We start from the raw sequence: 14,855 nt of genomic DNA on the forward strand, positions 1-14,855 counted from the left end.
ATGGGATACTTATTTGGACTAGCCGGTAGTCTGCTGGGCACACTCACGGTCGCCTTCATCTTCATTCTGGCCGTCATGCATTGGCAATTTATTCTAACAATCGTCCTCGGCATCGTCAGCGGACTCACATTTGACTATTGGCGTAAACACGTTCGCTGGGTTAAACCCATGCCGCCTTACCATACTGATACCACCCTTAAAGGGCGCGCCCTAGAAAAACGGCTACTGCGTCAGCTGGCTTGGTTGGGTTATTCTGACACACGCCCATTTTCTCGTTTTAACCTAAATTTCCTCGTAGACGTCCACATGATGGATGTTCGCCAACATCTGGTTGGGTTTAGTTGTTGTGGCGACCTCCGCTTAGCTGAGATGCAAAAAAACGCCCAGGCCCGCCAGAAACTTGGACTGGACCAGGTAATCATTGCCACTACTCACCCAATCTCACCAGAATTACGAGCAGTCGCCCGCCAACTACATGTGACCCTGTGGGACCAACACGACCTAGCCAAGCTGCCGCTCAAACCACCCTCTCACCAAGAGCAGGTGGATGAAGAGGTGGATTAACGTTTAGCGATTTCACTGACCGCGCAATGCCACCATTTGACAAATTAAGCGGGGCCCACGTTACTCAAAAATCCGATCAAACTGATGCTTCATCAGTCTGGTCGGATTTTTAATCGTATGAGTTGTCTGTTGCTTTATTGTAAGTCTTCCGGGTACACCGTGAACCGTAATCCCTTGGGGAAGAAGTTCTTCACGGTCGAACCCACAACCTTGCCGAAGCCCACGGGTTGGGCGTCACAGGTCAGCAGGTACCAGCCCTTGGCCGGGGCCGCAGTCAGCGTTAACGCGTCCCCGTGAACCCATTGTTGCCACTGGTCGAGGTCAATGGCCAGCGTGTGGGCCGTGTGTTGCGGGTCGCTGGCCAGGGCCAAGGCGTAGGCCGGTTCAAACCGATTTTTCTTGAAGGTACCCAGGTGCAGGCCCGGTCGAAAGACGTGCGCGTGCTTCAGGTCCGGCAGGTCACTAGGCGCTAAGAATAGCTGGTCCTTGACCGTGACCAAGTCGCCGGCCGGCACCGTTCCCAGGACTTCCTGGGCAAAGGCCTGCCAGCGTTGCCGCTGGTCGCTAGACAATTTCTGTCCCAGCTGGGCCCGGCCCTTGGCCTTACCCGCCGGGGCGTCCGCGGTCCGTTGGAGCTTGGCCACAAAGTGTCCTTCACCGCGCAACAACTGCGGGAATAACCGGGCGGCCTTGGCCAAGTCCGGATTGCCGTCTGCCCAATCCGGCCGGGCGTCCACCACGCCGCCGCTCTTGGCAACGGGCACTAAGGAAAACTCGGGGAAGGTCTGGAGTAACCAGGCCATCATCTGTTCGTCTTCTTCCGGCGCAAACGTGCAGGTGGAGTAAATCAATTGACCCCCGGGTTTAACCATCTTGACGGCTTCCGTTAAGATTTCCCGCTGGCGAGCCGCACAATCCTGCACGTAGTCGAGGGACCAATAGTCCATAGCCGCCGGGTCCTTGCGGAACATCCCTTCACCCGAGCACGGTGCGTCGACTAAGACCTTATCGAAGAAATCGGGAAAAACGGGACTCAACGTGTCCGGCGAATCGTTGAGGATCAAGGCGTTGGGCACCCCGAACCGTTCCACGTTTTCAGCGAGGACCCGCACCCGTTTCCGGTTAATTTCGTTGGTCACCAACAGCCCGCGGCCCTGCAAATAACTGGCCAAATGGGTGGTCTTGCCCCCGGGCGCCGCACAGAGGTCTAAGACCCGTTCACCGGGTTGGGGGGCCGCCGTGGCCCCGACAAACATGGCGCTGGGTTCCTGGCTGTAGATGGTCCCGCTCTGATGGGCCAGGCTACGACCCTTGACGCCACCAAAGTACCCCCACTGCGCATATGGGACACCGGGAGCGGCGGTCAATTTCGCCGGTACCTGCCGTTGCGGATTGACCCGGTAGCCGGCCGTGTTTTCGTCCGTGGTCAGACTCGCGAAAAAGGCCGGGGCTTCGTCGCCCAACAGCCCTTGATATTTGGTTATAAAGTCATCTGGTAAATTCACCGTTATGCTCCCATCTTGTTAGCTACAACTAACCATTTGTATTCTACATATATTCTGTTTCTCTGGATTCAACCGTTCCCATTATACCCGTTTCGTGCGGGACACACTAGGGAGAAATAGTCGCAATCCTGCTGGGTTTATGTTAGATTAGAAAGACTTAGTCATTCTAATCTTGTGAGGTGTTCGGAATTATGGAACGGAAGTTAATTGCCCTAGATCTGGACGGCACGACGCTGAATCCGCAAGCGCAGCTCAGTCCCAAAACCAAAACCGTCTTACGGGCCGCCCGTGAAGCGGGCCACGTCGTCAGCATCGTCACCGGTCGACCCAATCGCCTTTCGGCAGACTTCTACGATGAGTTGCAGCTAGCTGGGCCGATGATCAACTTTAACGGCAGCTTAGGCCATATCCCCCACCAACATTGGGCGGACGAATACCAATACACGTTTGACCGCGAAATCGCCTTTGACTTACTCAACCACCAACGCGAACTTGGGATCGAGATGTTGGCGGCCGAAGGTAAGAATCTGTTTCTCGCCATGCAGGATCAACCCCGTGAAATTGGTTTCTTCCCATCGGTCCTCAAGAGCAATCAAATTTTAAACCATCAATCGTTGACCCAGAATCCGACCAGCCTGACCATTGCGGTCGCCCGGAGTCACCAGGAGCACCTGCTAAGTTACCTACAACACAACTTCGGCGACCAAATCGATGCGGCACCGTGGGGCGGCCCAGATTCCGTGGTCGAACTCGGCGTCAAGGGCGTCCAAAAGGCCACCGGAGTGGAAATCCTGGCGCACCACTACCACGTGCAACGGCAAAACATCGTGGCCTTCGGGGACGAGCATAACGATGCCGCCATGCTGGACTACGCCGGCTGGGGCGTCGCCATGCAAAACGCCACGCCGACCATCAAGGGCTTAGCCAACGACGTGACGCCGTTAGATAACGCCCACGATGGTATGGCCGACTACTTAGCCGACTATCTTCAACTCAAAATTGCCGAATAATCGTACAACGCGGTTCACACCCCCATTGGTGGCGTGAACCGTTTTTTTGATGAAAAGTCGTTTAATCGCTTGCTATCAAGTTAACTTGATAGTTTATACTGATTGCTTGTCAGTTCAAAAGGGAGCAGTTCCATGACCACCTACACCACCAAACAAGTCGCCGACCGTTTAAACCTGAGCGTTTCTCAGCTTCAATACTATGATCAGTTGGGCATTATCCCCGACCTGAAACGAACCGCTAACGGTTACCGTCAGTTTACCGACGCAAACGTGACTTGGTTAACGCAGGTCATGGTGTTCATCGATTCGGGCATGCCACTGAAGGATATTCAGCGACTAACGACCCTAGTCCTGGCCGGTAAACAGCAAACGGCGCCACAGCAAAACGCCATCATCGCTCACCACCTGGCCCACCTCAAGCAGCGCCAGGTCGAGACTGCCGCTCAGATCACCTTTATCGAAAACTTTCTGGCTGAACATCCTACCAACTAAGGAGTCTTGTCTATCATGGAAACCGTACTCGTTTTGGGGGCCACGTCGCCCACCGCGCAAGCCTTTATCAGCTTGATGACCCACGATTATCCCACCGTTCAATTAAAATTATTTGTGCGGCACCCCGCTAAATTACCCGCCGATCAACGCGATCGTTTTCCAGTAATCGTTGGTGACGCCGCGAACTATGCTGACTATCTGCGGGCCTTGCCGGACGTTACCTACGTCTACAATTCGGTCGGCGGCGTGCACACCGGAGCCTGGACCCAACTGCTCTTGCGAGCCATCCGGGAAACCCACGCCCCAATCAAACACGTGGTCGACATTTCCGCGGGCGGCATTTACGGCGAATTTCGCTCCGGTTTGCGCCCCTACCTTTCAGCCGTACGAACTATGTATCCCCAATACACTCGGGATCAACGCCACAAGTTAGACTGGTATCGCGACTCAGGTTTAGCCTTCACCATTTTTCGTCCTGGTTTGATTCAAGACGGTCCGGAAACGCAACTGATCACCCATACCCCGGACTATCACGACATTCGAGCCAACGAATTCGATATCAACCGCACCACCTTTGCCCGGGCCGCAGCCAACGCCCTGTTTCACAACGCTTACCCCAACCAAAGCCTGTCCGTGCATAACGGTGCGCCGTTAACCGAAAGCTAAAGATAATTTAAGTTATGTAAAGTAAAATACGCACCCAACGCTATGCCGCTGATCGTTGAGTGCGTATTTTGAGTTACTCGAAAGTTAAGGACCCCTGCGTCACCAGGACATCCGGCGCAAGATGGCGGCTAAACTGCTGGCTAACCACATCGGCTAGCGTGTGGGTCAAGTCGTGGTCGCCCGTAGCGATGACGTGAACGTTACGGTAGACCTCTAGGATCACCCATTGCGTCTGGTCCGTGGCTACCGTGGCCGCATAAACCGCTAACGTATCCGGTTCGTTAAACGCCAAGCGTTCAACCCGTTCGGTCACCCGTTGACGAATGGTAGCGGTTTGCCCCGGCTTAGCCGTTAAAAAGAGTCCCCGGACAACCAGATCATTGGGCCCGCTGATCCGCAAGGCCTCTGCTTGGCTCCGTAAGACCTGCGGCGTCAACTCCAGGCGCATCTTGTCCTGAACAATTCGGCGGGCCACTTGCTGGTACTGTTGAAACTGAGGTGACTGCGCATGCACCTGATAATGCGCCTCATCGCGATACAGTTCAAAGATGTAGTTGGTCGCGCCAAAAACGTCTTGGTGGGTGGCCCCCATCGCTAGGGTTCCCGGTTCTTGAACAATCGAGGTCAGTAAATTACGGGCGCCCGCCTGGACAAATTCGGAACGTTCCTGCGGCGCAATTCCTAGTCGATATAGTCGTAATAACGGTGCGTGGTGCAATTTCATGGTAGTGCCCACTCTCTAAAGGGATTTACCCTTATTATACCTGATTAATCGGTTAAATAGCGTAAGCGCTTTATATCTTTTAGCGCCCTTACCCGTAGATGTCACCGGAGGATCTGCCGTCAATTAAAAAACTCCCGCGCCGGTTAAGGTCGCAGGAGTTTTGCGTTACCTGATTAATCTTGGTGAAAGGCCTGTGTCGCGTTAATCGCTGCCTGCCAGCCCGCGTAGCACTTCTCGCGCCGATCGTCCGCCATCTGGGGCGTAAATTCGTCGCGTAACTTGTGCATCTGGCGAATGCTGTCAATGTTAGGCCAGAAGTCCACGGCTAGACCAGCCAAATAAGCCGCTCCCAGTGCCGTGGTTTCGTTGATGGCCGCCCGCTTAATCGGCGTCTTCAAGATGTCGGCCTGGAACTGCATCAAGAAGTTGTTATTGGCCGCCCCACCGTCGACGCTCAGGGACTTTAAAGTCATCCCCGTTTCCTTGGTCATGGTGTCGACCACGTCACGCGTCTGGTAAGCAATGGCCTCAACCGTGGCCCGCACGAACTGTTCGCGCGTGGTCCCCCGGGTCAGACCAAAGACGGCTCCGCGCGTTTCTTGGTTCCAGTACGGGGCGCCCAGACCGGTAAAGGCCGGAACCACGTACACCCCGCCGGTCGTTTCGGCGTCGACCGCCATTTTTTCCGATTCGCTGGCATGTTCAAAGAACCGCATCCCATCACGCAACCACTGCACCGCCGAACCGGCCACGAAGATCGACCCTTCCAGCGCATAGTTGATCTCACCGTTGAGTCCGTAAGCAATCGTGGTCAGTAAGCCATTGTGCGATAGTGTGGGCTTGGTCCCGGTGTTCATCATGATGAACGCCCCGGTTCCGTAGGTATTCTTAACCATCCCACGGTCAAAGGCCGTTTGACCGAACAAGGCGGCCTGTTGGTCCCCCGCAATCCCGGCAATCGGTACCTGAACCCCGGAGAAGGTGTAACCGGCCGTGTAGCCGTAGATCTCCGATGATGACCGGACTTCCGGCAACATGGCAGCTGGAATGTCCAACCAGTCCAAGATATCCTGGTCCCAGCTCAAACTATTGATGTTAAAGAGCATGGTCCGGCTGGCGTTGGTGTAATCCGTGGCGTGGACCCGGCCGCCGGTCAACTTCCATAAAATCCAGGTGTCAATGGTCCCGAACAGTAATTCGCCATTCTTAGCCCGCTCGTGGGCCCCGTCGACGTGATCTAAAATCCATTTGATCTTAGTCGCCGAGAAGTACGAATCAATCACTAAACCGGTCTTATCGTGAATGGCGTCGGTATAACCGTCCGCCTTCAACTGATCGGCAATCGCGCTGGTCTGCTTGGATTGCCACACCACCGCATGATAAATGGGTTCGCCGGTCTTCTTATCCCAGACCACCGTAGTTTCCCGTTGGTTTGTGATCCCAATTCCGCGAACCTTATAGGGTTGAATCTCAGAGTCAATCAGCGCGTCAGAAATCACGGACTGCACTGCGTTCCAAATTTCATTGGCGTCGTGTTCGACCCAGCCAGGTTGCGGAAAGTACTGATGAAACTCCCGTTGGGCCTGCCCCGCAATCTGACCGTTTCGATCAAATAAAATCGCGCGGGTACTGGTCGTCCCTTCGTCAATTGCCATCATGTATTGTTGATCATCCATCGTCAGAATCTCCATTCATACGTTCATTAACTACGGGCACAAGGCACCGTGCTGTCACAATTATGTCTAGTATACCGAAAAGCGACGGTTACGCCAACAAAAACCCTTAATAAAACCGTTACCATCGTGATAACCACGGTGTTGGTGCCGGTTTATAAATTTTTCTTGCGCGGCGGTTTTGCGCCCCTAAGTGGCCCAAACAAAAGATCGGTCATCTCGCGCGCGGGTAACCCCACTGGAAATGACCGACCTCTTCGTGACTAACCTTACTTTTCGTCGCTCTTTAACACGCCGGCAACGCCGTAACGGTTCGGCTGCATTTCGCGTAAAATAACGTGAACGTGTTCGGCCGGAGCACCGGTGTTCTTGGTCACCGCCGCCGTGACATCGGCGACTAACGCCTTCAATTGGGCTTGTGAACGGCCCGCAATCAAATCAATGTTGACGATTGGCATATTTCTCGTTCCCTTCTTCACTGAGGATAGTCCCCATTATACCGATTAGCCTGGTCCAAGGCAATTTTAATCCCGCCGCTGATCGCCCTGGCGAATCCGCAATTGTTCGGTTTCGTTGTAGAATTTACCTTCGATATCCACGGTACTGACCAGGTTGACGAACGCATTGGGGGCGGTCTCCTTAACCGCGTGCTCCAGGTCATACAGCTCGTAACGGGAGATAACCACCATCAGAACGGCACTAACCTGGTGACGATAGGCCCCGACCGACGGCATGATCGTGATCCCGCGAATCAACGTTTGGTGTAATTCGTGAATCACCTGATCCCGTTGGGTGGTCACGATAAAGGCCGTCAGTTTCTGGTGCCGGGTGTGAATGCTATCGACCACCCGCGACATCGCGTAGATGGAAATGATGGTGTATAGCGCACTCTCCCAGCCAAACAAGGCCCCGGCTAGCAACACGATACATAGGTTAATCAGCATCATCAGGGTCCCAATCGTTCGTCCCGTCGTCTTTTCCAAAACCACGGCGACGATATCCATCCCCCCGGTTGAAAAGCCGTACTTCAGCGAGTAGGCCACACCCACGCCAGTTAGAATGCCCCCAAAAAGCGCCGCGAGCAACGCATTATGCGCAATCGAGGCCACCGGCAGTAGAATCGATAACACGGCGGTCAAGCCCGCGACAATGATCGAATAGACCGTAAAGCCCCGGCCAACCTTGAACCACCCCAACAACCCGATAGGAATGTTGAACAGGATGATAAACCACCCCGTTCCAATCTGAACCCCCATGGTTTCGCTAACCAACGCGGCAATCTGCGCAATCCCGTTAATTCCCGCACTAAAGATTTTCCCCGGCGTCAAAAAATCGTTTAAGGCCACCGCGTTGATCACGGACGCACCAATGGCGACCGCTAGTTGGCGACCGCGCTGCTTTAATTCTAATGCCATTCTCATTTTCCACCCTTCCCGGCAGTGTTTATTGTCACTATTTAACCACATCGCCGGGGCCCTGACTAGCCCAAAAATACCGTAAGTTAGGGCCTTACCGTTTCCTGCTCCGTGGCCAACTAGCCGTTCAGTTTATACGGTTAATGCATAAATATTTACTTACATGAGAATAATAAACAATTTAATGAGAGTTTCTTCCTAATGACGTCGCTTTCTTTAAAAAATGCTAGAATAAGAGACGTAAATTTATGCATAAACTGAAAGGAGTGTCGCCATGAATTATTCCGCATGTACCAGTATTTTAATTGGGGCTAAGGCCTCCATCGATGGTTCGGTGATGATCGGTCGCAATGAAGACGCCAAAGCCGCCTGGCCCAAGCACTTCGTGGTTCATCCCGCGCAAGAGACCCCCGCAGCTCAGTTCGTCAGCCAAGACAACGGCTTTACCCTGCCGTTACCGTCTCACGCGGCCAAGTACACCGCCACCCCCGAATGGACGGATCAGTACGGTCTCTTCGAAGAGGCCGGTATCAACGAGTTCGGCGTGGCCATGAGTGCCACCGAAAGTACGTACTCTAACGACCGCGTCTTAGGCTGTGATCCGCTGGTAGCAAATGGGATCGCCGAAGAAGCCATGGTTACCGTGGTTTTACCATACGTTCACACCGCTAGAGAAGGCGTCAAGCGCCTCGGCCAGCTCGTCGAACACTACGGGACCGCCGAGTCTAACGGCATCTTATTCGCCGATCAGACGGAGGCTTGGTACTTAGAAACCGGTGCCGGCCACTTCTGGGTCGCTCAACGCATCCCGGATCACGCCTACGCCGTCGTCGCCAATCAGATGGCGATCCAAACCATCGATTTTCACGATCCGGCGAACTTCCTGTTTGCGCCAAACCTGCAGGCTTTCGTCCGTGAAAACCACCTGAATCCGCACCCGGATCACTTTAACTGGCGCGAAATCTTCGGGACCCGCGATCAATCGGATCTCTATTACAACACGCCGCGGGTCTGGTACGGTCAACAACGGTTCACCCCCCAGGTCAGTGCACAACCACAGTCATTCGACTTACCCTTTATCCAATATGCCGATCGTCAACTCGCCGTCACCGACGCTCAGGATTACTTGAGTAGCCACTACGAGGGCACGCCGTACGATCCCGTGGGTGCGGGGAGTCCGGCCGAACGTACTCGCTTTCGACCCGTTAGTCTGGCCAAAACGCAGGAATCACACGTCTTACAGTTGCGGCCCGACTTTGAGCCGGCCTTAGCGGGGATTCAGTGGTTGGCCATGGGCGTGGGCGCTCAAAGCGTCTACGTCCCGTTCTACGCGGGTATCGACAGTACCCCCACGGCGTATCACCTGGGGCAAGCCACTTACGATCGCCAATCGGCTTACTGGACCTATAAGCTCGTCGGTGTCCTAAATGACGCCCACTACCACGAAACCATCACGGCCTTAAACGCCGCCCAGAAACAATTGCGTGGCGAGCTAGCCCACCTGGTTCGCCAGACCGACGCGGTTGCCCAACACCTAACCGGGTTAGAACTCACGCACTACCTCACCGTTCAATCCAACCGTGCCGCTGCATTGGGAATCCAGCGGTACCGTGATTTAGCGGCGCAATTCATCACCCAGGCAACTGACTTGGGACCACTAAACTATCATCAAGATTTGAATTTGTAGACTGGCTGGGACGTTCGCCCCACCAAATGGGAGATTATTAGACATATGGAAAAACAACAGAAGATTAAACTATCAACTTTAATCTTAATGATTTTTACGGCCATCTATGGCTTTGCTAACACCACGGTCGCTTACGACCAAATGGGGTATGCCAGTATCATCTGGTACATCCTCGCTGCCTTATTGTTCTTCTTACCCAGCGCGTTAATGCTGGCCGAATACGGATCCGCCTTCAAAGAGGCTAAAGGAGGAATTTACTCCTGGCTAGCCGGCTCGATTGGCGAAAAATGGGCCTTCATCGGGACCTTCATCTGGTTATCTTCGTGGATCATCTGGATGCTCTCCACGTCCTCCAAGGTCTGGATTCCACTCTCCACGTTGATCTCCGGCAGTGACCAAACGCAAACCTGGTCACTGTTCGGACTGAGTTCCACTCAGACCGTGGGCTTACTGGGAATCGCCTGGATCCTAGTGGTAACCTTCTTTGCCACGCGTGGGGTCAACTCTATCGCCAAGATTTCGTCACTCGGCGGAATCTTCGTGATGTTTTTAACCGCCCTCTTCTTCGTGGCCAGCATCGTGATTGTCATTGCTAACGGCGGGCACTTAGCGGAACCCATCAACGGCATTCACAGCTTCGTGGTTTCCCCGAACCCACAATTCTCCTCACCAATGGCACTGATGTCGTTCGTGACGTACGCGGTTTTCGCTTACGCCGGCATGGAATCCATGGGGGGCATCACCGACTCCATGGATCATCCCGAAAAGACCTTCCCGAAGGGGCTGATCATTTCGACGGTGGCCATCACGTTGATGTACTCCCTGTCGATCTTCCTCTGGGGGATCAGTACCAACTGGCACGACATTCTGGGGAAGAACACCGTCAACCTCGGTAACATTACTTACGTGTTAATGAACAACCTGGGGCTGGTCTTAGGACACGCCCTGCACCTATCCGCTGGAACGGCCGCGGGACTCGGTCACTTCTTCGCACGCTTAACCGGGTTAAGCATGTTTATGGGGTACTTAGGATCCTTCTTTGTCTTGGTCTACTCCCCACTCAAGTCCTTTATCCTAGGCTCATCGCCACAGTTGTGGCCTAAGAAGATGACCAAGCTCAACAAGGTGGGCATGCCGGCCTACTCGATGTGGCTGCAAGCCATCATCGTGGCGGTCTTCGTCTTTCTGGTCGCCTTCGGGGGATCTGCGGCCAAGCAGTTCTACCTCATCTTGACCGACATGGGGAACGTGTCAACGTCCTTCCCATACCTCTTCTTGATTGGGGCCTTCCCCTTCTTCAAGAAGCGTACCAACTTGGACCGACCGTTTGAGGTCTTCACCAGCCGGTTGTGGACTAACGTGATCGTCGCTTTGGTCTTGATTGTGTTGGTCGGTGGAATTGGATTCACCTGCCTACAACCAATCCTAGAACACGATTACATCACCGCCTTTTGGACCATCATCGGCCCCATCTTCTTCGGCGCCGTGGCCTGGATCTTCTACCGCAACGCCCAAAAGCGTTCGGCGGATGACCAAATCACTAGCGAAGATTAAATCGGTTAATAACCTTACGAAGAGAGTGGGCCAAAAGGCGGTTAGCTGGTGAGCATGAACGACGGTTCGTAAGTCAGATAATCCTGGACTTGGATTATCTGACTTGCGGGGTTAAGCGGAACCAGCTGCCTTTTGGCGCACGTTTCGACACTAAATATTCGGAGACACTAAGAGCCTGAGACTTTTATCTCAGGCCCTTTTTGTGTGCACCCAAATAATTTTCGTTCGCTTTTTGCACAAATTCAAAGCTAAATATAACGATTTTTATATCGAATTTAATTAATTTACGATTTTATATAGACTAATCCGGCTTTTTTTAGCTATAATCAGCATGAAAGACGAATATTATTTAACTGAGGAGGAAGTAATGTGCACTGGTTAACCGACTTACTCGCGGCCATTGGGGTCGTGTTGAACGGCATTCCCCAAGGAATCATGGCCATGTCGTTAGGTTTCGCTATTTTCCCCACCCTGTTTTCCTTTATTTTCGCTTCAGCGGTCAACGGGGCGTTTGGTGCCGTGGCCCCCTTATCCTTTCAGGCTGAATCGCTGGCCTTAACGGGAAAGCTCGGGCGCGATTTACGTGAACGAACGTCCATCATCTTCGGCGGCTCCGTCATCATGTTGGTGATTGGGGTCACTGGGACCTTGACCAAGATCGTCGACATCCTAGGCAACAACATCATGGCGGGCATGATGGCCGGCGTGGGGATCATGCTGGCCAAGATCGCCCTGGGGATGGCCAAGGACCAGCGGCTAACTGGTTGGCTGTCCATCGCGATCGCCATCGTGGTCTACCTGATCACCAAGGACCTGGTCTGGACCATCGTCCTTTCGGTGATTGGGTCTAGTCTCACCGCCGTCACCCTGCAACACTACCGCGCCGACCTACCAGCACACGTGACGGCCCGCCGTTTCGTGTTCACCAAGCCTCAATTCAACGTCCGGGTGCTGCGCGGCGCACTTAGCTTGGCCTGTCTGAACATCGGCGCTAACATCTCCTACGGGTTGATTACCGGGCAAATGACCGGACAAAAACCAAATCCGGTGAACTTAAACCTGTTGACCGGTACGCAAGCCTTAGCCGACATGGGAACCAGTCTTCTAGGCGGGGCGCCGGTTGAAGCCATCATCTCCGCCACCGGGAGTGCCCCCGAACCCGTAGTTGCCGGCATCATGATGATGTTGATCATGGCCGCCATCCTGGCTTTGGGGTGGTTGGGCAAGCTGGGGAAGTACGTGCCTAGTGCCTCGATCGCCGGCTTTCTGCTGATTTTGGGCGTCGCCGTCATTTTCCCGGCCAACGCCGCAACCGCCCTGCACGGCGCTAACAGTACCGTGGCCGCCATCACCCTGGTGGTAACCGCCATCGCCGACCCTTTTGCCGGGCTCATGTCCGGGGCCGTGTTGAAATTTGTTTTACCACTACTTGGATTGGGGGTTTAATCCCGTGTCACAGACTTATACCTTAACCTTAGGCCCATTAACCCGTCAGTTACCGATTATTCCGATTAGTGCCAACCTGGCCATCGCATCCTTCGTGCTGTTGGGCGACGCCGAGCTCACCGACTACGCCGCTAGCGCTTTGGCCCAAAAGGTGCCCACCGATTTCGACTACCTCATCACCATGGAAAGTAAGGGCATCCCGCTGGCCCAGGAGCTGAGCCGCCTGATCAACCACGCCCAGTTCGTGGTGTTACGCAAGTCGCAAAAAGATTACATGCAAGACCCCTTATCGGTTCCAGTTAACGCCATCACCACCAGTGTCCCACAACACCTGTTTCTCGACGGCTTAGATGCCCAAAACATTGCCCATAAACGGGTGGTCATCGTCGACGACGTCATTAGCAGTGGCGGCTCACTCAAGGCCGCGCGCGAATTGGTCCAACAGGCCCAAGCCACCGTGGTCGGCCAGGTCGCCATCTTAGCCGAAGGCGCTGCCGCTAAGCGAACCGATATTGAATTTTTGGCGGAACTACCGTTATTTCCGTTATAACCTACGAGGAGGATTTTTATGAAACGTGCTTTACTGAGTGTTTCCGATAAAACCGGCCTAGTGGCCTTTGCCCAGACGCTGATCGCTAACGACTACGAATTGGTTTCCACCGGCGGGACCCAAGCCGCTTTGACCGCCGCCCACGTGCCGGTCACGCCAATCGAAGCCGTGACCCACTTTCCCGAAATGCTTAACGGGCGGGTCAAGACCCTGAACCCCTTAGTTTTTGGCGGGATCTTAGCCAAACGGGATAACCCCGTCCATCAGCAAACCCTAAAGGAGCACGAAATCACCCCCATTGACCTCGTGTGCGTCAACCTTTATCCCTTTGCCCAAACCATCAGTCAGCCCGACGTCACGTTAGCAGCGGCCGTGGAGCAAATCGACATCGGCGGGCCGTCACTCATCCGTGCAGCCGCCAAGAACTATGCCGATGTCCTGGTGGTCTGTGACCCCGCCGACTACGCTACCGTTGGTCAGGCCGTCAGTGACGACACCGCCACCATGGCCTTACGTCAACGTCTAGCCGCCAAGGTCTTCCAACACACAGCCCACTACGACACTCTGATTGCCGACTACCTGACCGCTGAGTCGGATGCGGCCCCCGAACTTTTAACCGTCACCTACCAACGCCAACAGGCTTTACGTTACGGTGAAAACCCACAACAGGCGGCGACCCTCTACCGGGAAAACCAACCGGCGCCTTTCTCCATTCCGGCGGCCAAGCAGCTGCACGGTAAGCCATTATCCTTTAACAACATCAAGGACGCCGACGCGGCACTGGGCCTCATCCGCGAATTTAGCGCCCCCACCATCATCGCCCTAAAGCACATGAACCCTTGCGGTGTCGGTTCGGCGGCAACCCTCGAAACGGCCTGGGATGAATGCTACGCGGCCGATTCGATGTCGATTTTTGGGGGAATCATCGTCTTGAACCGGCCGGTCGATCTGGCCACGGCCACCAAGATGCACCAATTGTTCCTCGAAATCATCATTGCCCCTAGCTTTGATGACGAGGCCTACGCCGTCCTGGCTAAAAAGAAGAACCTTCGCCTGTTAACGGTCGACTTTACTACCGCGGCCGACCCCGAACCGGATGAACTCATTAGTATTCGTGGTGGTCTCCTCCGTCAAGAACGGGACCACGTCCTTGACGATCCGGCCGACTTCCAGGTGGTTAGCCAAGCACAACCCACGGCCGAACAGCTGCAAGCCGTTCTCTTCGGCCTGAAGACCATTAAGTTCGTCAAGAGTAACGCCATCGTGGTCAACACCCCGAGCCAAACACTCGGCATCGGCCCCGGTCAGATGAACCGGATTGATGCGGTTAAAATTGCCGTGGGTAAGGCCGAGAGCAAACCGCACTACGACCAAGCCGTGCTGGTCTCCGACGCTTTCTTCCCGATGGACGACTGCGTCGAATACGCCGCTCAACACGGGATCACGACCATCGCTGAACCCGGAGGCAGTATTCGCGATCGGGATTCTATCGCCATGGCCGACAAGTACGGCATTGCGTTGGTCTTTACGGGCCACCGCCACTTCCGCCACTAAACCATTAATCGAATT

At 54.4% G+C, this 14,855-nt stretch carries 14 protein-coding genes; 9 read left to right on the forward strand and 5 right to left on the reverse strand.

The features are described 5' to 3' along the window. Positions 1-564, forward strand: coding sequence for a hypothetical protein (locus tag RI501_RS08045; protein WP_313821543.1), 564 nt, complete (start codon positions 1-3; stop codon positions 562-564). A gap of 134 nt (positions 565-698) precedes the next feature. On the opposite strand, the gene RI501_RS08050 is transcribed toward RI501_RS08045, so the two are convergent. Beyond that, entirely contained in the window at positions 699-2,069 is a 1,371-nt protein-coding gene (locus tag RI501_RS08050; protein ID WP_313821544.1) for an RsmF rRNA methyltransferase first C-terminal domain-containing protein, read from the reverse strand. A gap of 191 nt (positions 2,070-2,260) precedes the next feature. On the opposite strand from RI501_RS08050, the gene RI501_RS08055 reads away from it, so the two are divergent. The 3 genes from RI501_RS08055 to RI501_RS08065 all read left to right on the forward strand — a co-directional run bounded on the left by RI501_RS08055 (position 2,261) and on the right by RI501_RS08065 (position 4,237). Continuing rightward, positions 2,261-3,079, forward strand: a complete 819-nt coding sequence (locus RI501_RS08055; protein ID WP_313821546.1) for a Cof-type HAD-IIB family hydrolase — start codon at positions 2,261-2,263, stop codon at positions 3,077-3,079. 132 nt (positions 3,080-3,211) lie between these two features. Beyond that, entirely contained in the window at positions 3,212-3,571 is a 360-nt protein-coding gene (locus RI501_RS08060) for a MerR family transcriptional regulator (protein WP_313821548.1), read from the forward strand. 15 nt (positions 3,572-3,586) lie between these two features. Next, positions 3,587-4,237: an NAD(P)-dependent oxidoreductase gene (locus tag RI501_RS08065; protein WP_313821550.1), complete on the forward strand. Its 651-nt coding sequence runs from the start codon at positions 3,587-3,589 to the stop codon at positions 4,235-4,237. A 73-nt stretch (positions 4,238-4,310) separates the two neighbouring features. Here RI501_RS08065 and RI501_RS08070 read toward each other — a convergent pair whose 3' ends face one another. From RI501_RS08070 to RI501_RS08085, 4 genes are all read right to left on the reverse strand, one after another. Then, complete coding sequence (locus RI501_RS08070) at positions 4,311-4,961, reverse strand: antibiotic biosynthesis monooxygenase (protein ID WP_313821552.1); 651 nt, start codon at positions 4,959-4,961, stop codon at positions 4,311-4,313. Positions 4,962-5,134: 173 nt separating this feature from the next. Further along, positions 5,135-6,637 (reverse strand): glycerol kinase GlpK, encoded by a 1,503-nt coding sequence (gene glpK / locus RI501_RS08075; RefSeq protein ID WP_313821554.1) that lies wholly within the window; start codon positions 6,635-6,637, stop codon positions 5,135-5,137. Positions 6,638-6,903: 266 nt separating this feature from the next. Beyond that, on the reverse strand, positions 6,904-7,092 hold the full coding sequence (locus tag RI501_RS08080; RefSeq protein ID WP_057803292.1) for a 2-hydroxymuconate tautomerase: 189 nt from the start codon (positions 7,090-7,092) through the stop codon (positions 6,904-6,906). A gap of 66 nt (positions 7,093-7,158) precedes the next feature. Beyond that, a complete protein-coding gene (locus RI501_RS08085) occupies positions 7,159-8,055 on the reverse strand; it encodes a YitT family protein (protein WP_396442515.1) in 897 nt (298 codons plus the stop codon). 268 nt (positions 8,056-8,323) lie between these two features. On the opposite strand from RI501_RS08085, the gene RI501_RS08090 reads away from it, so the two are divergent. From RI501_RS08090 to purH, 5 genes are all read left to right on the forward strand, one after another. Beyond that, on the forward strand, positions 8,324-9,736 hold the full coding sequence (locus RI501_RS08090) for a C69 family dipeptidase (protein WP_313821561.1): 1,413 nt from the start codon (positions 8,324-8,326) through the stop codon (positions 9,734-9,736). A 45-nt stretch (positions 9,737-9,781) separates the two neighbouring features. Continuing rightward, complete coding sequence (gene yjeM, locus RI501_RS08095; protein ID WP_313821563.1) at positions 9,782-11,290, forward strand: glutamate/gamma-aminobutyrate family transporter YjeM; 1,509 nt, start codon at positions 9,782-9,784, stop codon at positions 11,288-11,290. A gap of 369 nt (positions 11,291-11,659) precedes the next feature. Further along, positions 11,660-12,736, forward strand: coding sequence for an NCS2 family permease (locus RI501_RS08100; protein ID WP_313821565.1), 1,077 nt, complete (start codon positions 11,660-11,662; stop codon positions 12,734-12,736). Between the two features lie 4 nt (positions 12,737-12,740). Continuing rightward, complete coding sequence (locus RI501_RS08105; protein WP_313821573.1) at positions 12,741-13,286, forward strand: phosphoribosyltransferase family protein; 546 nt, start codon at positions 12,741-12,743, stop codon at positions 13,284-13,286. An 18-nt stretch (positions 13,287-13,304) separates the two neighbouring features. Then, complete coding sequence (purH, locus tag RI501_RS08110; RefSeq protein ID WP_313821575.1) at positions 13,305-14,840, forward strand: bifunctional phosphoribosylaminoimidazolecarboxamide formyltransferase/IMP cyclohydrolase; 1,536 nt, start codon at positions 13,305-13,307, stop codon at positions 14,838-14,840. Positions 14,841-14,855: the final 15 nt, after the last annotated feature.

The organism is Levilactobacillus zymae (assembly GCF_032190635.1).
Taxonomy (GTDB): Bacteria; Bacillota; Bacilli; order Lactobacillales; family Lactobacillaceae; genus Levilactobacillus; species Levilactobacillus zymae_A.

Coding starts and splice junctions, on each gene's coding strand:
- RI501_RS08045 (WP_313821543.1), top strand. CDS start 1: ATGGGATACTTATTTGGACTAGCCGGTAGTCTGCTGGGCACACTCACG.
- RI501_RS08055 (WP_313821546.1), top strand. CDS start 2,261: ATGGAACGGAAGTTAATTGCCCTAGATCTGGACGGCACGACGCTGAAT.
- RI501_RS08060 (WP_313821548.1), top strand. CDS start 3,212: ATGACCACCTACACCACCAAACAAGTCGCCGACCGTTTAAACCTGAGC.
- RI501_RS08065 (WP_313821550.1), top strand. CDS start 3,587: ATGGAAACCGTACTCGTTTTGGGGGCCACGTCGCCCACCGCGCAAGCC.
- RI501_RS08070 (WP_313821552.1), bottom strand. CDS start 4,961: ATGAAATTGCACCACGCACCGTTATTACGACTATATCGACTAGGAATT.
- glpK (WP_313821554.1), bottom strand. CDS start 6,637: ATGGATGATCAACAATACATGATGGCAATTGACGAAGGGACGACCAGT.
- RI501_RS08080 (WP_057803292.1), bottom strand. CDS start 7,092: ATGCCAATCGTCAACATTGATTTGATTGCGGGCCGTTCACAAGCCCAA.
- RI501_RS08085 (WP_396442515.1), bottom strand. CDS start 8,055: ATGAGAATGGCATTAGAATTAAAGCAGCGCGGTCGCCAACTAGCGGTC.
- RI501_RS08090 (WP_313821561.1), top strand. CDS start 8,324: ATGAATTATTCCGCATGTACCAGTATTTTAATTGGGGCTAAGGCCTCC.
- yjeM (WP_313821563.1), top strand. CDS start 9,782: ATGGAAAAACAACAGAAGATTAAACTATCAACTTTAATCTTAATGATT.
- purH (WP_313821575.1), top strand. CDS start 13,305: ATGAAACGTGCTTTACTGAGTGTTTCCGATAAAACCGGCCTAGTGGCC.